The organism is Pseudoalteromonas rubra (genome assembly GCF_005887115.1).
Taxonomy (GTDB): domain Bacteria; phylum Pseudomonadota; class Gammaproteobacteria; order Enterobacterales; family Alteromonadaceae; genus Pseudoalteromonas; species Pseudoalteromonas rubra_F.
Genome location: NZ_PNCJ01000044.1, coordinates 13,070 through 36,965, shown reverse-complemented (window position 1 = coordinate 36,965; position 23,896 = coordinate 13,070). Strand labels below are relative to the sequence as shown.

The following is a 23,896-nucleotide window of genomic DNA, read 5'->3' as shown; positions in this document are numbered from 1 at the left end:
GCTTCATATTTTTAAAGAACAAAGCAACTAACCTTGGTTAGTTACCGCAGCCTTGCTGCGAAGTGGAGCGCCATATTAACCGCTTCACTTTTAAAGTCAACTAGAAAATTTAATTTTTCTTAATTAAGCTTTCCGTTTGGCTTTTCCTTCACTTGGCTCGTTGCTTTTCAGCGTTGTGCCCCGTGTCGGTGGATGCGCATTATAGGGAAATCGAAACTCAGTGCAACCCCTTTTTTGAAGAAAAGTGAGAAAAACGATGCGTTCGGACAAAAAAACGCCTAAAACACCTTTTTATAGACACTTTTTACGTCTATTTACACCTAATCTGTACAACTAATATAATTTTAGACAAAATCACGCCCGAAATTCATTCATACAATATAGGGAATACAATGAAAAAGTTAGGCTTAGCTGTATTAGCTGCACTTTCTACCTCAACATTCGCATCAGAAGAAGCTCAAAGCCCTTGGTCTCTATCTGCAACCGTTGGTTATACAGTGGGTGGCGATACCATTGGTCGCCTTACTTATGAAGATAACAGTACCGACAGCGTTAAAGCCGGTGATGGTTTCATTCTCGGTGGTGCTTTGAATTATACGATTAATCAAACGTTTGATATTCGCTTTAATGCAACCTATCACTTTGACTCAGCTAACGCTGAAAATGGTGATGTGACTTTCAGTCGATTTGCACTTGAGGCAGTTCCTTACTACAAAATCAATCAGCAGTTTAAGTTTGGACTGGGCGTTGGAGTGGACACATCCGTCGAGCTAGACAACGACTTTTCAAGTAACGCTGACTTTGATAGTGCTGGAAAGTTTATTGTTTCAGGCATGTACACATTTGAAGATTTCAATGGCAGCCTGGAGATGAGATACAGTGTAGTAGAGTACGAGCTATCAAAAATCGGTGGCTACAGTTACAGCAACACACCAAAACTGGATGGTAACCACCTAGGTTTGTTGTTTCACTGGAACTTTTAAGCAGAAAATACCTTGTAAGGTAGATTCTTTCCTTTAGATGTAGAAAAGCCGGGCATTGCCCGGCTTTTCTGTGTCTTAACTAGTAAGACTTACTCTGCAGACTGCGCGTCTTCTTGAACTTCTTCAGTCGCAACTGGGCGATCTAGTAGTTCAATGTAAGCCATTGGCGCGTTGTCACCTGCACGGAAGCCACACTTCAGAATACGAGTGTAACCACCTGGACGATCCGCGAAACGAGGACCGATCTCAGAGAACAATTTACCAACTACTTCTTTATCACGCGTGCGAGCAAACGCTAAACGACGGTTTGCTACGCTGTCAGTCTTAGCCAGTGTGATTAAAGGCTCAATTACACGGCGCAACTCTTTCGCTTTAGGCAAAGTTGTTTTGATGATTTCGTGCTTCACCAAAGAACCAGCCATGTTGCTGAACATCGCTTTGCGATGGCTGCTGTTACGGTTTAATTGACGACCACTCTTACGATGGCGCATGACCCTATCCTTCTAACTAAACTAATATAGTAACTTAGATTACTCAGCCAGACTTGCAGGCGGCCAATTTTCCAGGCGCATGCCCAGAGAAAGACCACGTGAAGCTAGCACGTCTTTAATTTCAGTCAGAGACTTCTTACCAAGGTTTGGTGTTTTCAGAAGCTCAACTTCAGTACGCTGTACTAAGTCACCGATATATTGAATTTGCTCGGCTTTCAGACAGTTCGCAGAACGTACAGTTAGCTCTAAGTCATCGACTGGACGAAGCAGAATAGGATCGAACTCTGGCTTCTCTTCTTTTTCTTCCGGCTCAGAAACATCACGTAAGTCTACGAATGCTTCTAGCTGCTCAGCAAGAATAGTAGACGCACGACGGATCGCTTCTTCAGGATCCAAAGTGCCGTTCGTTTCCATATCGATGATTAGTTTATCTAAGTCTGTGCGTTGCTCAACACGAGCTGACTCAACCGAGTACGCAATACGCTCAACCGGGCTGAATGATGCATCAAGCAGCAAACGGCCGATTGGACGCTCATCGTCATCAGAGGATAAACGACTAGACGCCGGTACATAACCGCGACCACGCTCAACGCGAATGCGCATACTGATCTCACTATTGTCAGCCGTAAGGTGACAGATCACATGCTCAGGGTTGGCAATAGTCACGTCTCCGTCGTGCTGGATATCAGCCGCAGTCACAGGGCCTACACCAGACTTAGTCAGGGTAAGGAAAACTTCATCTTTACCTTCTAGAGATACTGCCAGACCTTTCAGGTTCAACAGAATTTCAATGATGTCTTCTTGTACGCCTTCTTTCGCGCTGTACTCGTGCAATACACCGTCAATTTCAACTTCTGTCACAGCACAACCAGGCATAGATGAAAGAAGTATACGACGTAGAGCATTGCCTAGTGTGTGGCCGAAACCACGCTCTAGAGGCTCTAAAACTACTTTAGAACGCGTTGAGCTTACAGCGTCGATATCGACTAATCTTGGTTTTAGGAATTCGGTTACAGAACCCTGCATTTTATCCTCTCTTAACTCTTAACTTTACTTCGAGTAAAGTTCGACGATTAGTTGTTCGTTAATGTCCGCAGACAGATCAGAACGCTCTGGTAGGCGCTTGAAAGTACCTTCCATTTTTGAACCGTCAACTTCAATCCAAGTTGGCTTTTCGCGTTGCTCAGCCAACTCTAGAGCAGCGATGATACGCGCTTGCTTTTTAGACTTCTCGCGAATTACTACCACGTCTTCTGGAGTAACTACGAAAGAAGGGATATTCACAACACGACCATTAACCATAATCGCTTTGTGGCTTACTAGCTGACGTGCTTCAGCACGTGTGCTTGCAAAACCCATGCGATATACAACATTGTCCAGACGTTGCTCTAGAAGCTGAAGCAGGTTTTCACCTGTGTTGCCTTTAAGGCGAGCAGCTTCTTTATAGTAGTTACGGAATTGCTTCTCAAGTACACCGTAGATACGACGAACTTTTTGCTTTTCACGTAGCTGTAGACCGTAGTCAGATAGACGACCTTTACGTGCGCCGTGCTGACCAGGTGCTGTTTCTAGTTTACACTTAGAGTCAATAGCTCTTACGCCGCTTTTAAGGAACAGGTCAGTACCTTCACGACGACTCAGCTTGAGCTTAGGGCCCAAATATCTTGCCATGTTCTTTCTCCTAACCTATTAATTATACGCGACGTTTCTTCGGTGGACGACAACCATTATGTGGGATTGGCGTCACGTCAGTGATGTTTGTGATACGGAAACCAGCAGCATTCAATGCACGAACAGCAGACTCACGGCCTGGACCTGGACCTTTGATGAATACTTCTAGGTTCTTAAGACCGTACTCTTGAGCAGCAGTACCTGCACGCTCCGCAGCAACCTGTGCAGCGAATGGAGTAGACTTACGAGAACCACGGAAACCTGAACCACCTGCAGTCGCCCAAGAAAGAGCATTGCCTTGACGGTCAGTGATGGTCACAATCGTGTTGTTGAAAGATGCATGAACGTGAGCCATGCCGTCAACAACCTGCTTTTTGACCTTTTTACGACGAATTGGTGCTTTTGCCATAACTTACCCCACCTTATTTCTTGATAGGCTTGCGAGGACCCTTACGAGTACGCGCGTTAGTCTTAGTACGCTGACCACGTAGTGGAAGCGAACGACGGTGACGTAAGCCACGGAAACAACCAAGGTCCATAAGACGCTTGATGTTTAGTGTAACTTCACGACGAAGATCACCTTCAACAGTGTACTTGCCAACTTCTTCACGAAGGATGTCAAGAGTTTCGTCGTTTAAATCGCCGATTTTAGTAGTTTCAGCGATACCAGTCGCAGCTAAGATAGCCTTAGCGCGAGTTTTACCTACACCATAGATGCTTGTTAAACCGATAACAGCATGCTTATGATCAGGAACGTTAATGCCTGCGATACGGGCCACTAACATATCTCCTATAAATAAACCTGATTATCATCTTGCTGGAAAGCCCGTATAGGATACCCAACCGACATTCAGGTTTTACCAATGAAACAGGCTAAGTAAATTACTTAGCCTGCACGACTAGATTTCTTAGCCTTGCCTTTGCTTGTGCTTAGGCTCACTGCAGATCACACGTACCACACCGGCACGTTTGATAACTTTACAGTTACGGCAGATTTTCTTAACGGAAGCACGTACTTTCATTACTCAACTCCGTAAACAGACCTTAGCGGCCGTAGCCTTTAAGGTTCGCTTTTTTCAGCACAGAATCATACTGATGAGACATCAGATGGGTCTGTACTTGTGCCATAAAGTCCATGATAACCACAACGATAATCAAGATTGATGTACCGCCGAAGTAGAACGGCGTTTGCCACGCCATGGTCATAAACTCGGGCACCAGACAGATAAAGGTAATATACAACGCACCGGCCAAAGTCAGGCGTGTCATTACTTTATCAATGTATTTAGATGTCTGCTCACCTGGGCGAATGCCTGGAATAAATGCGCCAGATTTCTTCAGGTTGTCTGCTGTCTCACGCGGGTTAAATACCAACGCAGTGTAGAAGAAGCAGAAGAAGATAATCGCTGCTGCAAGTACCATCGCATACAGAGGCTGACCAGGAGTCAACACTGCAGAGACGGCTTGTAAGAAGTCAGCAACTGGACCTTCACCTTGACCGAACCAGCTTGCAATTGTACCAGGGAACAAAATGATGCTGCTAGCGAAGATTGGTGGAATAACACCCGCCATGTTTACTTTCAATGGTAAATGCGTGCTCTGCGCTGCGAAGACCTGACGGCCTTGCTGACGTTTTGCGTAGTTAACAACGATACGACGTTGACCACGCTCAAAGAACACTACCAAATAAGTTACAGCGAATACGATTACCGCAATCACAACCAAAGCTAATACGTTCAGATCACCTTGACGCGCCATTTCTGCTGTCGAACCGATTGCAGACGGCAGGTTAGCTACAATACCAACAAAAATCAGAACCGAGATACCGTTACCAATACCACGCTCTGTGATTTGTTCGCCCAGCCACATCAGGAACATAGTACCGGTTACTAAGCTCACCACAGCGGTGAAATAGAAACCGAAACCAGGATTTACGACTAACCCATCCATCATATTAGGAAGGTTAGTGGCAATACCGATAGACTGGAATGTAGCAAGCACAAGCGTACCATAACGCGTGTACTGACTGATCTTCTTACGACCTTGCTCACCTTCTTTCTTAAGCTCTATCATCGCAGGATGTATATGCGTTAATAGCTGCATAATAATTGAAGCTGAGATATAGGGCATAATACCCAGCGCGAGTACCGAGGCACGCTCAAGCGCACCACCGCTGAACATGTTGAACATTTCAACAATGGTGCCCTTTTGTTGCTCGAAGAATTCGGCAAGTACGGCGGCATCAATCCCAGGGATCGGCACGAACGAACCTAAACGGTAAATAATGATAGCACCCAATACAAACAGTAGTCGGCGCTTCAGTTCCGCTAGCCCACTCTGTGCGCTTTGCATATCTTGACCTGGTTTAGCCATAGTGTACTTCCTTAGTCTTCTACCTTGCCTCCGGCAGCTTCGATAGCTTCGCGAGCACCTTTAGACACTTTAATGCCTTTAACGGTAACTGCGCGTGAAACTTCGCCAGATTTAACAACTTTTACGAACTGGATGTTCTTTTTAACGATACCAGCTGCTTGTAACGCGTTTACGTCTACCACATCGCCTTCAACTTTAGCGATTTCGTATAGGTTAACTTCAGCAGATACTAGAGATTTGCGAGAAGTGAAACCGAACTTAGGCAGACGACGTTGCATAGGCATTTGACCGCCTTCGAAACCAACGCGTACTTTACCGCCTGAGCGTGATTTTTGACCTTTGTGACCACGACCACCAGTCTTACCAAGACCAGAACCGATACCACGGCCAACACGCTTACCAGCTGTCTTTGCACCAGCAGCAGGTGAAAGTGTATTCAAATGCATCGAATTAACCCTCTACCTTAACCATGTAAGAAACTTGGTTGATCATACCGCGAACTGCTGGCGTATCTTCTAGCTCAACAGTGTGGTTGATACGACGTAAACCAAGGCCACGTAATGTAGCTTTATGCTTCGGTAAACGACCGATTGAGCTACGTACTTGAGTTACTTTTACTGTGTTTGCCATGGTGTCTTACCCCAAAATTTCGTCAACGCTAAGACCACGTTTAGCAGCAATGCCTTCTGGAGAATTCATGTTCTCTAGAGCGGCAACTGTTGCACGAACGATGTTGATCGGGTTAGTAGAACCGTATGCTTTTGAAAGTACGTTCTGTACACCAGCAACTTCTAGTACTGCACGCATCGCACCACCGGCGATGATACCTGTACCTTCTGATGCAGGCTGCATGTATACTTTAGAACCAGCATGGCGACCCTTGATAGGGTGCTGCAAAGTATGACCGTTAAGGTCTACTGAGATCATGTTACGACGTGCTTTTTCCATTGCTTTTTGAATAGCAGCTGGAACTTCACGTGCTTTACCGTAACCGAAACCTACTTTACCTGCGCCGTCACCAACTACAGTCAGTGCTGTGAAGCTAAAGATACGACCACCTTTAACTACTTTAGACACACGGTTTACCGCGATTAGCTTTTCAGCCAATTCAGGCTGTTGTGCTTTTGCTTCTACGTTAGCCATTGTCTACTCCTAGAATTGCAGACCGGCTTCACGCGCTGCATCAGCAAGCGCCTTCACACGGCCGTGATATTTAAAGCCACTGCGATCAAAAGCGATTTTTTCAACGCCTTTGTCAGCTACGCGCTCAGCGATTGCTTTACCAACTGCTTGAGCCGCTTCGATGTTGCCTGTGCCTTTAACTGTTTCAGCAATTGCTTTTTCAACAGTAGAAGCAGCAGCCAGTACATTACCCTCAACGTTAATTACTTGAGCGTAAATGTGACGTGGCGTGCGGTGGATAACAAGGCGAGTTGTGCCCTGTTCGATAATATTTCTACGAGTGCGCTTAGCACGACGTAGACGAGCTGTTTTCTTATCCATCGTCTTACCTTACTTCTTCTTAGCCTCTTTACGACGCACGTATTCGTCAGCATAACGTACACCTTTACCTTTATAAGGCTCTGGCTCACGGTATGAACGAATGTTCGCAGCAGTTTGACCAACCAGCTGCTTGTCTGCGCCCTTAACAACAATTTCAGTTTGGCTTGGAGCTTCGATAGTGATACCCGCTGGGATCTCGAAGTTCACTGGGTGAGAGAAGCCAAGAGTTAAGTCTAATACTTTACCCTTAACTGCCGCACGGTAACCAACACCTACTAGTTGTAGTTTCTTCTCAAAACCTTCGTTAGCACCAATGATCATGTTATTGATCAACGCACGTGCAGTACCCGCTTGAGCCCAAGCGTTAGCAACTTCACGTGGAGTTGTAGTGATAACGTTGTCGTTAAGTGAAACTTCAACCGCAGCATTGATAGTGCGCGTTAATTCACCGTTTTTGCCTTTAACTTTGATGTCCTGGCCGTTAACTGTAACTTCAACACCGGCAGGAACAGTAATAGGAGCCTTCGCTATACGAGACATAGTTCCCCTCCGATTAAGCTACAAAGCCAATGATTTCACCACCAACACCAGCGTTACGCGCAGCGCGGTCTGTCATCAGGCCTTTAGAAGTTGATACGATAGCGATACCTAGACCACCCATTACCTTAGGTAATTCGTCACGTTTCTTGTAGATACGTAGACCAGGGCGGCTAACACGCTGGATGTTTTCGATAACAGCTTTGCCTTCGAAGTACTTAAGTTCGATAGTCAATTCTGCTTTAACGTCACCAGATACTGCGAAGTCACCGATGTAACCTTCGTCTTTTAGTACCTTAGCAATAGCTACTTTCAGCTTTGAAGTTGGCATAGTTACAGATACCTTCTTCGCAGTCTGACCGTTACGGATGCGTGTAAACAAATCCGCAATTGGATCTTGCAAGCTCATGTCTTACTCCCGTGATTCTATTACCAACTAGCCTTTTTAAGGCCAGGAATTTCACCGCGCATAGCAGCTTCGCGTACTTTGATACGGCTCATGCCGAACTTGCGAAGGTAACCATGTGGGCGGCCCGTGATGTTACAACGATTACGTTGACGTGAAGGGCTAGAATCGCGTGGTAAAGACTGTAGCTTTAACACTGCATCCCAACGCTCATCATCAGATGCGTTAACATCGCTGATGATAGCTTTTAACGCAGCACGCTTTTCAGCATACTGAGCAACTAATTTAGCACGTTTTACGTCACGTGCTTTCATTGAATTCTTTGCCATAACCCTACCCTTACTTTTTGAATGGGAAGTTGAACGCTTCTAACAACGCACGGCCTTCATCATCTGTTTTCGCAGAAGTAGTGATTGTGATGTCCATACCGCGAACACGGTCGACTTTATCATAATCAATTTCTGGGAAGATGATTTGCTCACGTACGCCCATAGAATAGTTACCGCGACCGTCAAAAGACTTTGCGCTAACACCGCGGAAGTCACGAATACGTGGCATCGCGATAGAGACTAGACGCTCTAGGAAATCCCACATACGCTCGCCGCGTAGGGTTACTTTACAGCCAATTGGGTAACCTTCACGGATCTTAAAGCCAGCAACAGATTTGCGTGCTTTAGTTACCAGAGGCTTCTGACCAGAGATAGCTTCTAGGTCTGCTACTGCATTCTCTAGAATCTTCTTGTCAGCTAGGGCTTCGCCCACACCCATGTTTAGTGTGATCTTTTCGATCTGAGGGACTTGCATGACAGAGCTGTAACCGAACTTTTCAAAAAGTTCTTTTACTACTTTGTCTTTGTACACTTCATGCAGTTTCGCCATCGTCTACTCCAACTATTAAATAGTTTTACCAGTAGACTTGAAGAAACGGACTTTTTTACCGTCTTCAAATCTAAAACCTACACGATCAGCTTTGCCAGTTTCGGCATTGAAGATCGCGACATTAGATACGTCGATAGACGCTTCTTTCTCAACAATGCCGCCAGCTTGCTGTAGTTGTGGTACAGGCTTCTGGTGCTTTTTGATGATATTGATGCCTTCGACAAATACTCGACCAGTATCAGTTACAACTGAAAGCACTTTACCGCGCTTACCTTTGTCTTTACCGGCTAGTACGATTACTTCGTCATCACGACGGATTTTTGCTGCCATGATCGACTCCTTATAGTACTTCTGGTGCTAGTGAAACGATCTTCATGAACTTCTCAGTACGTAGTTCACGAGTCACAGGGCCGAAGATACGAGTTCCGATCGGCTGTAGGCTATCGTTAAGGATAACAGCAGCATTACTGTCGAAACGGATCAAAGAACCGTCTGGACGACGAACGCCTTTTTTGGTGCGCACAACTACTGCGTTTTTAACATCACCTTTCTTCACTTTACCGCGAGGAATCGCTTCTTTAACAGAAACTTTAATGATGTCGCCAACCGCTGCGTAGCGACGGTGCGAACCACCTAAGACTTTAATACACTGCACTTTGCGAGCGCCGCTGTTATCAGCAACGTCCAGCTGAGTTTGCATTTGGATCATCTTGATGAGCTCCGGTGTAATTACAACTCGCTTAGATTTTGTTTAAAACCTAAGCATTTAGATTAATTTCCACTCGAATTACGAACGTGTCGTGTTTCAAGGGCGGGCAATTGTAACAGCAAAGCAGCGCCAAAGATAGTTCAATTTTTAATTAATTTGACTATACCGCTGTGCCGAACTTGCTGTAAAACAGGGATATGGGGACAAACCATCCGTTCACAAGTCATGCAGTCAAACTAATTATGCAGACGGAATGGAAGAGCATCGACTATAACCTACTCTCAGCGCACAAAAAACACTCAAACGAGGTTAATTACGATGCATTTTTATGTAAGTCCCCACTTTATCAACGGTGTCGACCCAATAGCCATTTTCTGGCGTTTGAAGGTAATGAATTAATTGTGACAACACCTTGCTATCCACACTATACAATCCGTTTCCACCGACTTCATGACCCGCCAGAATGATCCATTTGTTGTCTTCGCGTAATGCTTCAATCATCGTTTTTAACTCCGCAAAGCGCATGCCATCCATACGTATTCCTGTCAGTTGTGCGAAGTCAGTGTAGGTCGGATTGTTAGCGGTTTCATCGAGCCAGGTGCGCCCGGAACTGAAATGTTTGGCAATCAGAGGCACATAGCTTTTCACCTGAGCGCCGCGACCAACAAAGGTATTGCCACAGGGATAGGCAAAACTTTTCGGTTCGACACTGAGCTGGGCTTTCAAAAACTGATTGGTTTTAAGGATGTCCTGCTCCAGCCAGGCAAGGTCCACCTGCTCCAACCCTTTATCCTGAGCTCTTAGCCAGGCAAAGTTGCCTGTACATAAATGAGAGTGGGTATGATTGCCAAGTTCATGGCCCGCAGCGACGACCTTACGCCAGTCTTCAAGGCGCGCTTGTACAGGACCTGGCATCACATAAAAGGTGGCTTTCACGCCATACTTATCAAGAATTGGGACACCAACGTCAAGCTGACTGACTCTGGCGTCATCAAATGTCAGACTCACCGCATATCGTGCTCCCTTCGGATAGCTGAATGCATCAGCTTGCTGCTTGTCTGTTGACGCCGGAGTGCCCGCCTGAGCAACTTGCAGGCACAGCGTGCAGCCTAACAAAGTCAGTAGTCGTGTCATGCTTGTCATACATCCCTCCACAAAAAAAATTCGTTCGGTTTTTAATCAGGCTTCATATTCTGCCAAACTAGCTTAGGTTAAGTTACTTAAGATTTTCTGAAGGAAGCTTATGGAGGGGTTAATACTATGAATTTACTCTATAACATACCGGGCAACTAAGCCCGGTATGAGAACATTTGCTATTTACTAGCCGCCAAAAAAGCCTTTCAGTTTGTCTTTGAGCTTGTCTTTTACCGCGTCTTTGGCTTTGTCTTTAGCCGCACTACTGAGGTCCAGCTTAGTTTCCACCTTATGGAATGGGCCCTTAATTCTGACTGGCACTTTAAAGCCGGTGCTGTCGTCCTGGCTCTGCTGACCTTCAATGGTATCAACAATGCCGGTAACAACCCGATAGTTCACAAAGGTTTTTGGTAAGTCAACTTCCCCTTCACCGGTAATGCGGATCAAAGGGCTTGCCAAATTCAGGTCACGGTTGCGGCCCACGCCGTTAAGAAACTGAAAGCTGCCAGTCAGTGCCGAGAAGTCTGTTTTCTGGTTTGGATCAAAGTCAGCATTGATGCCCTCAGAGACAGAAGAAAAGTTCCCTTTAAGCATCTCTTTGCCTTTACGTACCATTTCGGCCAGGTTGGCACCTTTAATGCCCCCATCTTTAAACTCAAACGCCAGCTCCCCGGCCAGCGCCGAGACAAACTGTTTCTGGCTCATCCCCTGGGTTTCCAGGTCCCAATTCAGGCTCCCTTTACCCAGCACCTTGTCAAAACCAATTGCATCAGTCAGAAGCGGTTCGGCATTGATATTATTAAGGGCAAAGTTGGTAGTGATTTGATACGGCTTAGTCGCAGCGTTGACATGAACCACCCCTTTACCACTGCCTTCATAAGCTGCAAATTTATCCATAGACAGTTTTGCTTTTCCCTTATTCAGTGCAATAGAAAACTGGTTAGCACCTAGCTTAATTTCTCTTGCACGCAAGCCACTGGAGCGGATCACCACCTTGGCGTCCAGCATATTCAGTGCCGACAAATCCATTTCGCTGTCGTCCCAGACAATAGGTTGAGGCTCACCCGGTGCGCTGTCTGGCTGCTTGGGTGCCTCAACCGGCTCTGGCAAATAAGGATTGAGATCCAGCATACCCAGGTCAACATCGGCCGTCACACCCAGACGTTCGCCGAGCTTAATTTCACTACGCCCCTGAATATCGAGCTTGTCCAGTTTGGCTGTTAATGACTGTAATGAGAATACATCATTGGCAAAACGCATTTCTCCTGCCACTTCGAACTGATTAAAAGCCTCTGGTTTGGCTTTTAAGTCAACCTTTTGCCATTGTGCAATGTCTTTTACTGAATCGCCGGACAGCTTCAGTGCACCGCTAAAGACTTGGCCCTGCTGCGCAATCAGGCCATCAAAGGTCATATTAACCAGGCGTGATTCCAGCGTCTGTGAAAAGCTAAAGTCTTTGCTTTCTATGGCCTTAGCTGGCGTATCTACGGCCATTTTGAGGGCAAACGTTTCTCCCTGAAAGGTTACCTTACCATCCAGCTCCAACGCCTTATACAAAGAAGGAAGCGTGATAGTCAGTGCCAGATCGGAAACTGTATGACGCGCCCCTGAGGTGGCATCTGCATAGATCAGCTCACCGCCATAAATGGCCACCTCCCCCAGTGCAATGTCAAAGCCCTGCGGCAATGAAACCGGGCCTGATGCAGGCTTTGCTTGCTCTGTGGGCTGAGCAGGCGCTGCGCCCTTACCCAACGCCAGTACCCAGTTGGCCTGGCCTGCGGCATTTTTCTCCAGCAGAATTTTCGGGTTGCGGATCACAAACTGCTCCAGCTGAAACTCGCCGGAAAACAGCGACACCCAGGGAATATGCACGGCCAGCTGGTCCATAGTCAGCATATGTGGCTGACTGCCGCCCGGCATATTTTCAAAGCGTACATCATTAAGGGTAATATTCAGGCGCGGCAGAATACTGAGCTCACTGTCGCCTGCGATTTGCAACTTGCGCCCGGTATTAACCTCAACCTGCTGCTCGAGCTGCGCAATGATGGTCGACGTCGGGATCAACATTGGCGCCACCACAACAGTAATCACCAGTAACAGCACCAGAGCACCGACCAGTTTGAGTACGCGTTTCATAACTCTTCCTTTATAAATCATCAATGACTCATTCTATGATAGCGATTTGGTTGATAAATTCACCTTCACCTGGGAAGATTTTTCAATCTGGACTATCTCGCATTGCACTTGCGGGAGATCAAGGTATGATCCACGCCCTTGTCAGTTTTACCGACCTTTCGCTAAACTGAATAGTCTGTATTTAACCCTCTAGTTGGAGAACCGCTGCGACATGAAGAAGCTGCTCATTTCACCGTCGAATATGGCTTTGGGCGAACAAGAAAGTCAGATTTACCAGAACATCCTGAAACAGGCGACCGAGATCAGCCTAAATCTGATGGCCGTCAAGGTCGAAAATCATCCGGAAGACTTTCTGGGGTGGTGCTATGAGCTACTGGATGTAGCCAAAAACCGCATTAATTTTGAGCTACTTGATGACCATCAATTGCCTATCGTGAAGAAGCTTCAGGATATGCTGATCAATGCCATCAGCTTTTTGCAGCTAAAAACTTTACGTATTGCGCCCTGGCCTGTGATCTGTGAATTCATTCGTCAACGTGAGACAGAGTTGGCACTGGACGAGCAACTTAAGCTGATTGACTACCTAGCCCCACTGCGTGCGACCCCCTTACAAGACATGATCAGCGAAGATCGCCTCGCATTCAGTGGCAAACATGCCGCCAGCCTGGATACGGGTGTATATCAGTTCGATGTCGAGTGGTTTGCCTCAACCAAAAGCGCCAAAGGGTTCCACCAGTTACTCGCCGATTTGCCAGGTGAGTTCGATACTGCACTGGCTCATATCCCACTGGAAGGCGAGGTTACAGCGCAGCATTACCAGGAGTTTGTCGTGGCTTACCTGATGGCATTCAGCCACAGCGATGAAAAACCCACTCTGGCGCCCGCCACTCGCCTGCTGGCGATGCGTCGCCCGGATGTGTTCACGCCGCTGGTCAACAGCAAGCTGGATGCCCTGTGTCAGGCATTGGGTATTGCGAAACTGACCAACCGGGACTTTGAACGTTACTGGCAGGATGTTGTGGTAGCCATCAACAAGATGCCCTGGTTTGCAACGGGTACTGCCGCTGATGAGCTTGAAACCAGGCTGAATGCCATTAAAGCTTTACTGCCGTGCTTCTTCTATTATGCAGACAAAGACACGCCGCAAAGCTCCAACTATTACAAATTGCTTAATAAACCAAAGCGGACCACGAGCAGTGGCGGGACTAAAACCACGCGTCGCAGCAAAGAATCGGCAGAAACGCTGGTTGACCGCGCCTTGAGTGATGAGAGCATCCCGGATCATATCCGTGCCAAACGCGACTCCATTATTGCCGAAGTAGAAAAAGGTCGTAGTGTCGATGAAACCATTTCACTGATGCGCGCTATTTTCGGATAACTGAATCATTCGGTAAGATAATCGGGCAGTGACCAAGCTGCCTGATTATTGTGCAACATCGAACAGATCTGCACCAGCTGCGTGCATACTTAACCCCGATTAGCACTACAACACACCACTCCGTTCTCAAGCTATATTCATAAAAATCAAAGCCATGCATTAAACAAAGCATAATTTATTCAAGACTGGCTTAGCCATTGCAACCTCGTGCACGACAACAACTTTGTGCTCCAGAGGACTCTACATGAATAAAAAATACTCATTGCTCTGTGCAATCTCACTGCTTTTCTCCCACACGCAGGCATTCGCCGATAGTGCCGGCTCTGTCAGCGCCAATGTCGCCGCCAGCTCCAACTACTTCTGGCGCGGTATTACCCAATCAGATGATGGTGCCGCCATCTCGGGCGGGCTGGATTATGACAGCGGCAAAGGCTTTTACTTTGGTACCTGGGCATCCAACGTAGATTTTGGTGATACGGCCAGCACCAGCTACGAGTTAGATCTCTATGCGGGATTCAGTGGCGAGTTCAATCAAGTGAACTATGACATCGGCTATATTCACTATGCCTACCCGGATGCAGCTGGCGATATTGACTTTGGTGAGCTCTATGCCTCTCTTGGCTGGCAGTATTTCACCTTCAAACTCAGCCACCTGACTACCGCCCAGGATGATTCCACCACAGAAGAAGACATGTTGTATCTGGAACTGAACGCGGCGTTTGCGGTGTTTACTGAGTCTGAACTGGGTTTGCATATTGGACGCTCCAGTGGCGATACCGTCATGGAGTGGACGGGTGAGGATGATAGCTATATGGATTATGGCGTCAGTCTAAGCACCGGAGGGTTTACACTGGGATTAGTGAAGACGGACCTTGATGCCGATGATGACATCAAGGCTTATGTGAGTTATGCGCTGGACTTTACGCTCTGAGTCCAGTCACTCACATGCTTAAGGCACACTATGACCGGTCGATGCCTGCCAGATACGATACCATTGCTCACGGGATAAAGTTAGCGTACGCGCCGCCACGGCCGTACGTACCCGCTCAATGTTACCTGTACCCAATACCACGGACGGCTTACTTGGGTGCATTAACAACCAGGCATAAATCACTGCATCTATGCCACTGGCACCTACTTCTTCAGCCACTTCGCTGAGACAAGCACGTAAACGCACCGCTTTGTCATCTTGTGCTACGAAAATACGCCCCCCCGCCAGCGGTGACCACAGCATAGGGTGAATACGCAGCTGCTGACACTGATCTAAAGTGCCATCATCCAGGGCCTTGAGCTCATAAGGTGAAAACTCTATCTGGTTGGTGATCAGGTCAAAGTCTAAGCGAGACTGCAGCAGGCTCAGCTGCGAAGGGGTAAAATTCGATACCCCAAAGTGCAGCACATCACCCTGTTGTTTGAGTGTGTTAAACGCCTCAGCCACTTCGTCGGCATCCATCAGATAGTCGGGGCGGTGGATCAGCAATGTATCAATGCGATCTGTGCCAAAGTGCTTTAAAGACTGCTGCACCGAGGCAATGATATGGGCTTTACTTGAGTCATAATGATTGGCTTTGCCCGCCAGTCCCTTACTTGCCAAAGCCGGACGAATGCCGCATTTGGTGATGATACGGATCTGCTCACGGACCGACGGTTCCAATGCCAACGCACGACCGAAAGCCGCTTCGCATTCATACTGGCCATAGATATCGGCGTGATCGGTGTCACGTATACCCATTTCTGTCAGTTGCTTTACAAAATCTAAAGTCTGAGCCGGGCTGTGCTGCCAGTCCAGTAAACGCCAGAACCCGGCGACCAGATCGCCCATTACCTTGTGTGTCATAAAATCGTGCCTATGGTTGAACTTACTCGTTTTGCTTTCTCTGTGGCCAGTTCACAGCTTTCATCACGTGCCAGTGCAACCCCCATGCGGCGCCGGCCTGCCACTTCAGGTTTGCCAAACAAACGTAAATCGGTTTCGGCTTCAGAGAGGGCCTCGGCGACCTGAGTAAAACTCAGCTGCTGTGACGTGCCGTCGACCAGTATAACACTGGATGCCGATGGGCCATGACAGTGAATATTAGGAATAGGCAACCCCAAAATGGCCCGCACGTGCAGGGCAAATTCACTCAGGTCCTGAGAGATCAGGGTCACCATACCGGTGTCATGAGGACGTGGCGAAACTTCGCTGAAATACACCTCGTCATCTTTGATAAATAACTCGACCCCAAACAGGCCACGGCCACCCAGCGCTTCGGTGATCTGCTCAGCCATTGCTTTGGCACGTGATAATGCCAGCTCAGACATCGCTTGTGGTTGCCAGCTTTGCTGATAGTCGCCATCCTGTTGCACATGGCCAATTGGCTCACAAAAGCTGGTGCCGTTGATATGGCGAATGGTCAACAAGGTAATTTCGTAATCGAAGTCGACAAAGCCTTCAACTATCACTCTACCCTGACCGGCACGACCACCCTGCTGCGCATACTCCCAGGCGGATTCAAGATCAGCCTCACTGCGCACCACACTTTGTCCCTTGCCAGAAGAACTCATGATAGGTTTAATCACACAGGGCATGCCTATCTCAGCAACTGCACTGATGAATTCCTGTTGTGTATCAACAAACCGGTAGGGCGACGTTGCCAAATCCAGCTCTTCCGCGGCCAGCCGGCGGATCCCCTCACGGTTCATAGTCAGCTGCGTAGCTTTCGCTGAGGGCACGACGGTATAGCCCTGCTGCTCCAGCGCCACTAAAGTATCGGTTGCGATGGCTTCAATCTCGGGCACAATATAGTCAGGCTGCTCTTGCTCAATGACAGCTGCCAGCTTGTCACCATCGAGCATCGACAGAGTGAAGCTGCGATCAGCAACTTGCATCGCTGGCGCATGGTCATAACGATCCAGTACCACCACCTCAGCACCAAGTCGCTTAAACTCAATCACTACTTCTTTGCCCAGCTCGCCACCGCCACACAATAATACTTTGCATGACGTTGCGCTAAATGGAGTCCCAAGGGGTTTAACTTTCATGATTTGGTCCTTAATAACGTTCAACAGATTGGCACAAACAGTAGCACACTTTGTACTGGCAGCATTGCAAACCAGATAAACGAACCGCTTAGCGAATGTCCACCGTCGCAGAATAAGCAGGGCCATCGAGCAGGCTCAAAGTCAGCTCATCCCCGGATTGTAAAGCCCCTACTCCTTTTGGCGTACCGGTCATAACGATGTCACCAGGTAGCAAAGTGAAATATCGGGCACAGGCCTTTAACAGGGTATGCAGGTTAAAAATCATCAAGCTGCTGTCTCCGCGCTGCTTTAACTGGCCATTTTGCCAAAATGCATAGTGCAATACGCTGCTCTCACCCAATCCATCAACCGGTCTGAATGGTGTAAGGCTACAGCTGTTATCGTACGCTTTCGCACATTCCCAGGGATGTCCCTGTTGCTTCAACTCAGACTGTAAATCCCTTAACGTCAGATCCAGCCCCGTGGCGATACCACTGATATGCTCTAATGGTGCACTTGTATTGTGGTCTATCCGACTGCCTACCAGAAGTACCAACTCAGCTTCGTAGTGATGCTCACCCAGTGTGCTATTGAGCCTCAGTGGTGATTGAAAGTGGCAGAGCGCCGTCGCGGGTTTGATAAAAAGTAATGGGCTATCCGGTATCGGGTTATTGAGTTCTTTGGCGTGTGCAACATAGTTACGACCCACACACACCGCTTTACCAACTGGTAATGCAATCGACTCACCCGATTCCCATACATGCTGATACATAGTGACCTCCATTCAGAATTGAGCGGCTATTTTAGCGGATCCCAGCGCAGTAGCAGAGTGCTTGTCGCTAATGTTCAATATAACCAATAGGAATAACCGGCACATTTTTACTCTAGCCTGCAAAGGTAAAGTAAAATTGCCGTCGGACCATCGCCAGCTTTACATTGCAGCAGCACGCTTAATGTCAGTCGGTTGCAAGGGAAACGCAGTCAGGATATAACAAATTATAAACAAAAAAGAGAAAGGTAAATCATGAAACAACATGCGAACGTGCCCCTCAACGACTTTATTGAATATCCACAGGATGAAATGCTCAGCCGTGCGACTGCATTTCTGGATGAAGCCAAGCGTCGTCATACCATCCGCAGTTTTAGCGACCGACCAGTACCCAAAGAGATTATTGAAGCCTGCATTAAAACCGCAGGCTCAGCGCCCAGCGGCGCCAACCACCAGCCATGGCATTTTGTTGCTATCCACAGCCAGGACGTGAAGAAACAGATCCGCGCCGCCGCTGAACAACAGGAGCAGGCTTTTTATGAGGGTCGTGCAGGTGAAGAGTGGCTCGATGCCCTAAAACCGCTGGGGACCGATGCAGACAAGCCTTATCTGGAACACGCTCCCTGGTTAATCGCTATCTTTAGCCAGAAAAAAGGCGGTATCCACACGGAAGATAAAAATACCAACTACTATGTACATGAGTCCGTTGGCATTGCCACCGGCTTTCTGATCCAGGCCTTACACCATGCGGGTCTGGCAACACTGACACACACCCCTAAACCCATGAGCTTTCTGACTGAAATCTGTCAACGGGATAAGGAAAATGAACGTCCATATATGCTGTTAATTGCCGGATATCCTGCTGAAGATGCCTCCGTGCCGGAGCATGCACTGGTTAAAAAGCCGCTTGAGGAGATTGCGACTTTTCTGTAGCCACGGGTAATGCCGTCGGTGACCCCATGACCAGGTGTTCACCGGCGAGCAAACCACTGACCACTTCAACCTCATTACCATACTCATTACCCAGACGAATAAACCGGCTCTGAACCAGCCCATTGTGTAGCACCTCAACTTTGCTAAGCTGCCCATATTGATGGACTAAAGATTTGGGGATCAACACAGCCGGGCGCGGGGCTGCCGGAAGTTTCAGCATTGCATACATTCCCGGGATTACCCCCTGCATCCATTGCATATCCAGCTTAACCGTAAAACTTCTCGCCCCGCTATCCGCAACAGGCACCAGCTCACTGATAGTGGCGTACTGAGTCGCCTCAGCAGCCGGAATACTAATTTGGTGACGAGCGCCCAAGGTCAGCTCCGTGAGCAAGCGCTCCCTCACCGACACTTCAACCTGCAGTTGTGCCGGGTTATAGATTGAGACTAACGGTGACCCGGGATTGAGCATGGCTCCGGGTTCTTGCAACCGTGCCACCAGCGTACCCGAGATTGGTGCTTTGACCTGAGTATAACTCAATGCCACTTCTGCGCCTTTGTACTGCTGCAGCAGCACCGACTCTCTGGCTGTCAGCTCATTGACCTGAGTTTGCCACTCATCAACCTGGTTATGCGCAACCAAACCTTTGCGCTGTAATGTTTGGGCACGCGCCAGCTGTTTCTGTGCCTGCGTCAATTGTGCCAGGTTGGCCTGCTGCTGCGCCTTGACCGCTCGCAGCTGTGCACGCAGATCTGCATCATCCAGAGTGGCTATCAATTGCCCCGCCTGAATTGTGTCTCCGGAACGTACGGTCAAACTCTTAAGCTGGGCCAGTACCCGACTTGCAACCACCGTATTGTGTTTTGCGATCACACTGCCCGGCATTTCCTCAACATCCTGAACCAGCCGCTGCTCAGCAACATGAACTGTTAACTGAGACGCAGGTGTCAGCGGTTTTTCTCCCGGCGGTATGGTGCTATTAAACAGTCCTGCCATCCAGGCTACTGCGAGTAACAATAGCAGTATGGCCGCAATCGGGCGCAACAGACGAATCTTAAACATGAGTAGTCTCCAAACTGTCAGAAATCGAGGTCGGGGCCGCGGTCTCATCCGATGAGCTAAACACCAGATAATAAACAACAGGCACAACCAATAAAGAGAATAAGGTCGATGCGACGATGCCAAACATGATTGCCAGTGCCAGACCACTGAATACCGGATCCAGAATAATCACCAGATTACCCAGTAAGGTCGTCCCTGCGGTCAGTAATACCGGTCGCATGCGTACACTGCCCGCGCGGATCAGCGCCGCCTGTAGTGGCATGCCAACTTGTCTTGCCTGAGTGATAAACTCCACCAGGATCAGAGAGTTTCTGACCACAATTCCGGCCAGTGCAATCATGCCAATCATGGCAGTGGCCGTGAACAACACAGGATCCGGCGCACCCGCAATAGTGCGTTCACCAATTTGATTCAGTGCCCAGAAGCCCGGCATAATTCCTATCATGGTCAATGGGATGGCTGACATAATGATCAGTGCCACAGCAGTAGAAGCGGTCTGCCAACGCAGGATCACAAAGATAGCCACGAGCGCAAAAGCAAAGGCAATCCCCATATCACGGAAAACTCGCACAGTGATCCGCCATTCTCCCTCCCCACTGAAGCGATAACTTGTCCCCTCTGGCAACTGCCATGGCAGTGCGCCGCCATTACTGAGAAATGTTCTTTGCTGCCAGGGAGTTGCCTGAGTGTCATTATTGATAGACATACCAGCTTGCTGCTCATCGGCTACCACATCAGCAATCACTTCCGCTGGTGTACGGCCATTGAGCTCAGCAAAAACATAAATCACTGGTGCCAAGTCTTTTCGGTAAATCGCGGGTTCAACCGCCAGAGTGTGAACTTCCCCTACCTCTGATAAAGCCACCATAGGCCGAGCCGCCCGACTAAGACCAAAGCCCTGTTGCTCCTGGGTCACCTCACCGGAGCCTCGAATTTGGGTCGCAAGTAAATCGGACCAGTGCTGACGGTCCGCATAAGCCAGCTGTAAGTTGATAGGTACAGGTTGAGCCTCGCGTGGCTGATACAATAACCCTGCCTGCATGCCTTTGCTGATCAGTGCTAACGTTTGATTAATTTCAGCGCTGCTCACACCGGACAGTGCCGCTTTTTGTTTGTCTGCAACAAAACGTTGCAGTGTAGAAGGTGCCGATAAAGATGTGTCGACTTCCACAACATGGGCTTCCTGACGCAAACGTGTCATCAGTTGCAGTGCCGCTTCACGGTGCGTGTCTGCAGAGATAAAAGGCTCAGCATACACTTCTGCTGTCAGAGTGCTCATCACAGGCGGGCCCGGCGGCACCTCAACCACTTTGACTACCGTACCATCACGATTAAACTCTGCCAATGCGTCGCGCAGCCTCAGTACCACAGCATGGGACTGATGCACGCGTTCGCTTTTGTCCAGCAATAACACCCTCAGCTCAGCCAGATTGTCACTATGGCGGCGGTAGTATCCGCGTACCATGCCATTGAAATCCATACTCGAGGGCTGGCCCACATAAGCTGCAATGGCGCTGACTTCATTAATCTGCCAAACTCGTTGCTGCACCACACGCGTCAGGCGTGCAGTGGCTTCCAGGCTGCTCCCCTCCGGTAAATCGATCAGTACCTGCACTTCGTTTTTGTTGTCATAAGGCAATAGCTTAAGGGGCACAGCCCGAAACACCGGCAGACTGGCACTCAATACAAATAACGTCAGTACTGCCCATAACATTCCTTTGGCTCTGCGGGGTGAACGTAACAGTGGCGTAAGTAAGGCTGCATACCACTGATTATCCTTGCTCGGTACAGCCGATGGCTTAGTCGTCAGCAGACGGCTAGCGAGCCAGGGCGTGATAAAAAAGGCCACGCCTGTTGATATCATGACACTCACTGGCACGTTAAACGCCATCGGTGCCATATACGGCCCCATCATGCCGGTAATATAGGCCAGTGGCAGAAATGCCATCATGATAGTCAGCGTCGACATTAATAAGGCTGTCCGGATCTCCGTCATTGCTATCACTATTTGCTGCTTGCGTGACTTTCCCGGCACCAAAAGGCGGCTGATGTTATCGATACCCGTGATAGGATCATCCACCAGTAAACCCAGAGAAAGGATCAGCGCAAACAGTGTCACCCGATTAATGGTGTAACCAAATGCCCAGTCCAGTGCCAGGGTGATCCCATAACACACAGGGATCGCCAGACCCACCACAATCGCAGGCCGCCAGCCGAGAAAAACGCCGACAAAGATCACCACAGTCAGCACCGCAAAAACCAGACTGGCCATCAGGTCATTTACCTTCTCATCCGCTGTCTGCCCATAGTCGCGCAGTACCTTGACCGCTACCTCTGGTGGCAGCAGCTGGGTCTGTAAACGGCGCATCAGTCGGTGAACTTGCTCTGCTACCGCTACCGCATTACTGCCCTTTTGCTTTGCCACACTAATGGTGACAAGGGGTAATGACTGCTGTTCATCATTGAGCGCAAGCCACTGATAATGCTCTGGCTCACCCGGGCCATCCTCAATGCGGGCTACATCTTTCAGTTTAACAGCGCGTCCGTTCACCACTGTGATCACTAATTCACGCAGGGCGTCAGAGGTGCGCAGTACATCGCCGGCTTCCAGGACAATCTGCTTATTTCCTGCAACACGCTTACCGACTTGTTGTAGCTGATTGCTGCTCTGAATGGCTTGTAACACATCCACAGGCGTACTCTGGTGGGCTGCTAATGCTGTTGCATCCAGCCATACGTTTAACGTCCGTTGCCGCCCAGCGACCACTTTGACTTCGCTGGTATCAGGCAGCTGCTGTAGCTGCGTTGATATTTCCTGTGCAAAACGAGTTAAGTCATAATCATCGTATTGATCGGGTTTTTCGCTGTACAAGCCCAACATCACAATCGGTACATCGTCAACCTCTATCGGCCGGATCTGCCAGTCACTGACGACGGCGGCCATCTGATGCTCATTAGCATAGAGTTTTGTATAGGTATTCAGGATCGCCTGCTCTCGGCTTTCTCCGACATGAAATCGTAATGTCACAACCGTATTACCACTGTTAGTCGTGGAGTAGACATGCTCTACTCCTGGGATTTGCAATAGCAACTTCTCCAGCGGCGTGGTCACCAGGCGCACGACTTCAGGTGCCGCAATGTTGGGCGCCGTCACGTGAATATCAAGCATGGGCACGACAATCTGAGGCTCTTCCTCTCGCGGCATAAATTGCAGCGCCAGAGCCCCCAGTACTATGGCAAAGAAGAATACCAGGGCGGGCAGGCGACCAGACAAACTTTGGTTCAGTATACGCTCCGTCAAACTAGCCTTTGTGCTCATGAGAGATCCTTATCTGCACAAAACAGCTGGTAAAGCTGTGCCAGCAACGCAAGGACTTTGTCATCCGCAATGCGATAATAGACAGTCGCCCCTTCTCGCCGAGATGTCACGACGCCGGCTTTTCTCATCGCAGCCAGATGCTGAGACAAAGCTGACTGAGCCAGCGGGACCTGGGCATTTAACTCACCCACACTGAGCTCTGCACTTTGCAAACTGCATAAAATCATCAAGCGATTCCGATTGGCGAGCATTTTAAGTAAAGCCTCAGCCTGTGCAGCGCTGTCGGCCATAGCGTGTAGATCCATACTTCCTCCCACAATGAGTCTGGGATCAGTATAAAACAAAATATTAGAAGTTACTAATATTAGATCTTGCTAATATTAAATCTTGCAATATACTTGAATGCAGGAGGTAAAGAATATGAGACTCGAGGCCACTATCAGACTGGTCGCAGGCAGTATGCTTATCCTGTCGTTTTTACTGACCTGGTTTGTAGATCCACGCTGGGTGTGGTTTAGTGTGTTTATTGCATTGAACCTGATCCAATCCGCCTTTACTGGCTGGTGCCCTATGATGACATTGCTTAAAAAACTTGGAATGGAGAATTAACCT

At 48.5% G+C, this 23,896-nt stretch carries 30 protein-coding genes; 5 read left to right on the top strand and 25 right to left on the bottom strand.

What is annotated here, in order from left to right; all coding sequences use genetic code 11:
• The first annotated feature begins 392 nt into the window (after window positions 1–392).
• On the top strand, window positions 393–983 hold the full coding sequence (locus tag CWB98_RS20935; RefSeq protein ID WP_138546587.1) for a hypothetical protein: 591 nt from the start codon (window positions 393–395) through the stop codon (window positions 981–983).
• An 89-nt stretch (window positions 984–1,072) separates the two neighbouring features.
• Here CWB98_RS20935 and rplQ read toward each other — a convergent pair whose 3' ends face one another.
• From rplQ to CWB98_RS20840, 19 genes are all read right to left on the bottom strand, one after another.
• Complete coding sequence (rplQ, locus tag CWB98_RS20930; RefSeq protein WP_010386932.1) at window positions 1,073–1,474, bottom strand: 50S ribosomal protein L17; 402 nt, start codon at window positions 1,472–1,474, stop codon at window positions 1,073–1,075.
• A 39-nt stretch (window positions 1,475–1,513) separates the two neighbouring features.
• A complete protein-coding gene (locus CWB98_RS20925; RefSeq protein ID WP_010386933.1) occupies window positions 1,514–2,500 on the bottom strand; it encodes a DNA-directed RNA polymerase subunit alpha in 987 nt (328 codons plus the stop codon).
• Window positions 2,501–2,524: 24 nt separating this feature from the next.
• On the bottom strand, window positions 2,525–3,145 hold the full coding sequence (rpsD, locus tag CWB98_RS20920) for a 30S ribosomal protein S4 (RefSeq protein ID WP_046006900.1): 621 nt from the start codon (window positions 3,143–3,145) through the stop codon (window positions 2,525–2,527).
• Between the two features lie 22 nt (window positions 3,146–3,167).
• Window positions 3,168–3,554 (bottom strand): 30S ribosomal protein S11, encoded by a 387-nt coding sequence (gene rpsK, locus CWB98_RS20915; RefSeq protein WP_010386935.1) that lies wholly within the window; start codon window positions 3,552–3,554, stop codon window positions 3,168–3,170.
• A gap of 13 nt (window positions 3,555–3,567) precedes the next feature.
• Window positions 3,568–3,924: a 30S ribosomal protein S13 gene (gene rpsM / locus CWB98_RS20910; RefSeq protein ID WP_010386936.1), complete on the bottom strand. Its 357-nt coding sequence runs from the start codon at window positions 3,922–3,924 to the stop codon at window positions 3,568–3,570.
• A 129-nt stretch (window positions 3,925–4,053) separates the two neighbouring features.
• Window positions 4,054–4,167 (bottom strand): 50S ribosomal protein L36, encoded by a 114-nt coding sequence (rpmJ, locus tag CWB98_RS20905; protein ID WP_002959476.1) that lies wholly within the window; start codon window positions 4,165–4,167, stop codon window positions 4,054–4,056.
• Between the two features lie 22 nt (window positions 4,168–4,189).
• Window positions 4,190–5,518, bottom strand: a complete 1,329-nt coding sequence (secY, locus tag CWB98_RS20900) for a preprotein translocase subunit SecY (protein WP_046006901.1) — start codon at window positions 5,516–5,518, stop codon at window positions 4,190–4,192.
• An 11-nt stretch (window positions 5,519–5,529) separates the two neighbouring features.
• Entirely contained in the window at window positions 5,530–5,964 is a 435-nt protein-coding gene (rplO, locus tag CWB98_RS20895) for a 50S ribosomal protein L15 (protein WP_054017612.1), read from the bottom strand.
• 4 nt (window positions 5,965–5,968) lie between these two features.
• Complete coding sequence (gene rpmD, locus CWB98_RS20890; protein ID WP_010378276.1) at window positions 5,969–6,148, bottom strand: 50S ribosomal protein L30; 180 nt, start codon at window positions 6,146–6,148, stop codon at window positions 5,969–5,971.
• Window positions 6,149–6,154: 6 nt separating this feature from the next.
• Window positions 6,155–6,661, bottom strand: a complete 507-nt coding sequence (gene rpsE / locus CWB98_RS20885; RefSeq protein WP_046006903.1) for a 30S ribosomal protein S5 — start codon at window positions 6,659–6,661, stop codon at window positions 6,155–6,157.
• Between the two features lie 9 nt (window positions 6,662–6,670).
• Entirely contained in the window at window positions 6,671–7,021 is a 351-nt protein-coding gene (gene rplR / locus CWB98_RS20880) for a 50S ribosomal protein L18 (RefSeq protein WP_054017614.1), read from the bottom strand.
• Between the two features lie 9 nt (window positions 7,022–7,030).
• Entirely contained in the window at window positions 7,031–7,561 is a 531-nt protein-coding gene (gene rplF, locus CWB98_RS20875; RefSeq protein WP_010386942.1) for a 50S ribosomal protein L6, read from the bottom strand.
• Between the two features lie 13 nt (window positions 7,562–7,574).
• The gene (rpsH, locus tag CWB98_RS20870) at window positions 7,575–7,967 is read right to left on the bottom strand and encodes a 30S ribosomal protein S8 (RefSeq protein WP_046006906.1); all 393 of its coding nucleotides are present in this window, start codon (window positions 7,965–7,967) and stop codon (window positions 7,575–7,577) included.
• 20 nt (window positions 7,968–7,987) lie between these two features.
• On the bottom strand, window positions 7,988–8,293 hold the full coding sequence (rpsN, locus tag CWB98_RS20865; protein WP_010386944.1) for a 30S ribosomal protein S14: 306 nt from the start codon (window positions 8,291–8,293) through the stop codon (window positions 7,988–7,990).
• Window positions 8,294–8,303: 10 nt separating this feature from the next.
• Window positions 8,304–8,843 carry a 50S ribosomal protein L5 gene (rplE, locus tag CWB98_RS20860; protein WP_010386945.1) on the bottom strand — a complete coding sequence of 180 codons (540 nt, stop codon included), beginning with the start codon at window positions 8,841–8,843 and terminating at the stop codon, window positions 8,304–8,306.
• Window positions 8,844–8,858: 15 nt separating this feature from the next.
• Entirely contained in the window at window positions 8,859–9,173 is a 315-nt protein-coding gene (rplX, locus tag CWB98_RS20855; protein ID WP_054017615.1) for a 50S ribosomal protein L24, read from the bottom strand.
• A gap of 10 nt (window positions 9,174–9,183) precedes the next feature.
• The gene (gene rplN / locus CWB98_RS20850) at window positions 9,184–9,552 is read right to left on the bottom strand and encodes a 50S ribosomal protein L14 (RefSeq protein WP_138546586.1); all 369 of its coding nucleotides are present in this window, start codon (window positions 9,550–9,552) and stop codon (window positions 9,184–9,186) included.
• Between the two features lie 309 nt (window positions 9,553–9,861).
• Window positions 9,862–10,695, bottom strand: coding sequence for a polysaccharide deacetylase family protein (locus tag CWB98_RS20845; RefSeq protein ID WP_138546585.1), 834 nt, complete (start codon window positions 10,693–10,695; stop codon window positions 9,862–9,864).
• Window positions 10,696–10,872: 177 nt separating this feature from the next.
• On the bottom strand, window positions 10,873–12,822 hold the full coding sequence (locus CWB98_RS20840; protein ID WP_138546584.1) for an AsmA family protein: 1,950 nt from the start codon (window positions 12,820–12,822) through the stop codon (window positions 10,873–10,875).
• A gap of 211 nt (window positions 12,823–13,033) precedes the next feature.
• On the opposite strand from CWB98_RS20840, the gene CWB98_RS20835 reads away from it, so the two are divergent.
• Window positions 13,034–14,200 (top strand): hypothetical protein, encoded by a 1,167-nt coding sequence (locus tag CWB98_RS20835; RefSeq protein WP_138546583.1) that lies wholly within the window; start codon window positions 13,034–13,036, stop codon window positions 14,198–14,200.
• 244 nt (window positions 14,201–14,444) lie between these two features.
• The gene (locus tag CWB98_RS20830) at window positions 14,445–15,131 is read left to right on the top strand and encodes a TorF family putative porin (RefSeq protein ID WP_138546582.1); all 687 of its coding nucleotides are present in this window, start codon (window positions 14,445–14,447) and stop codon (window positions 15,129–15,131) included.
• A gap of 18 nt (window positions 15,132–15,149) precedes the next feature.
• Here the strand turns inward: CWB98_RS20830 and CWB98_RS20825 are convergent, their stop codons facing one another.
• The 3 genes from CWB98_RS20825 to CWB98_RS20815 all read right to left on the bottom strand — a co-directional run bounded on the left by CWB98_RS20825 (window position 15,150) and on the right by CWB98_RS20815 (window position 17,972).
• Window positions 15,150–16,037 carry an aldo/keto reductase gene (locus CWB98_RS20825; protein WP_138546581.1) on the bottom strand — a complete coding sequence of 296 codons (888 nt, stop codon included), beginning with the start codon at window positions 16,035–16,037 and terminating at the stop codon, window positions 15,150–15,152.
• Entirely contained in the window at window positions 16,034–17,221 is a 1,188-nt protein-coding gene (purT, locus tag CWB98_RS20820; RefSeq protein WP_138546580.1) for a formate-dependent phosphoribosylglycinamide formyltransferase, read from the bottom strand. The genes CWB98_RS20825 and purT overlap by 4 nt, the downstream gene beginning before the upstream one ends.
• 88 nt (window positions 17,222–17,309) lie before the next feature.
• Window positions 17,310–17,972: a fumarylacetoacetate hydrolase family protein gene (locus tag CWB98_RS20815; protein ID WP_138546579.1), complete on the bottom strand. Its 663-nt coding sequence runs from the start codon at window positions 17,970–17,972 to the stop codon at window positions 17,310–17,312.
• 252 nt (window positions 17,973–18,224) lie between these two features.
• Here CWB98_RS20815 and CWB98_RS20810 point away from each other — a divergent pair, with 252 nt between their 5' ends.
• A complete protein-coding gene (locus tag CWB98_RS20810) occupies window positions 18,225–18,902 on the top strand; it encodes a nitroreductase family protein (RefSeq protein WP_138546578.1) in 678 nt (225 codons plus the stop codon).
• Here the strand turns inward: CWB98_RS20810 and CWB98_RS20805 are convergent.
• The 3 genes from CWB98_RS20805 to CWB98_RS20795 are packed head-to-tail and all read right to left on the bottom strand — an operon-like array spanning window position 18,865 to window position 23,589.
• Entirely contained in the window at window positions 18,865–19,965 is a 1,101-nt protein-coding gene (locus CWB98_RS20805; protein ID WP_138546577.1) for an efflux RND transporter periplasmic adaptor subunit, read from the bottom strand. The two genes, CWB98_RS20810 and CWB98_RS20805, sit on opposite strands and share 38 nt — an antisense overlap.
• Complete coding sequence (locus CWB98_RS20800; RefSeq protein WP_138546576.1) at window positions 19,958–23,284, bottom strand: efflux RND transporter permease subunit; 3,327 nt, start codon at window positions 23,282–23,284, stop codon at window positions 19,958–19,960. Before CWB98_RS20800 ends, CWB98_RS20805 begins: the two co-directional genes overlap by 8 nt.
• Window positions 23,281–23,589, bottom strand: a complete 309-nt coding sequence (locus CWB98_RS20795) for an ArsR/SmtB family transcription factor (RefSeq protein ID WP_138546575.1) — start codon at window positions 23,587–23,589, stop codon at window positions 23,281–23,283. The genes CWB98_RS20800 and CWB98_RS20795 overlap by 4 nt, the downstream gene beginning before the upstream one ends.
• 115 nt (window positions 23,590–23,704) lie before the next feature.
• On the opposite strand from CWB98_RS20795, the gene CWB98_RS20790 reads away from it, so the two are divergent.
• Window positions 23,705–23,893 (top strand): YgaP family membrane protein, encoded by a 189-nt coding sequence (locus tag CWB98_RS20790; RefSeq protein ID WP_138546574.1) that lies wholly within the window; start codon window positions 23,705–23,707, stop codon window positions 23,891–23,893.
• Window positions 23,894–23,896: the final 3 nt, after the last annotated feature.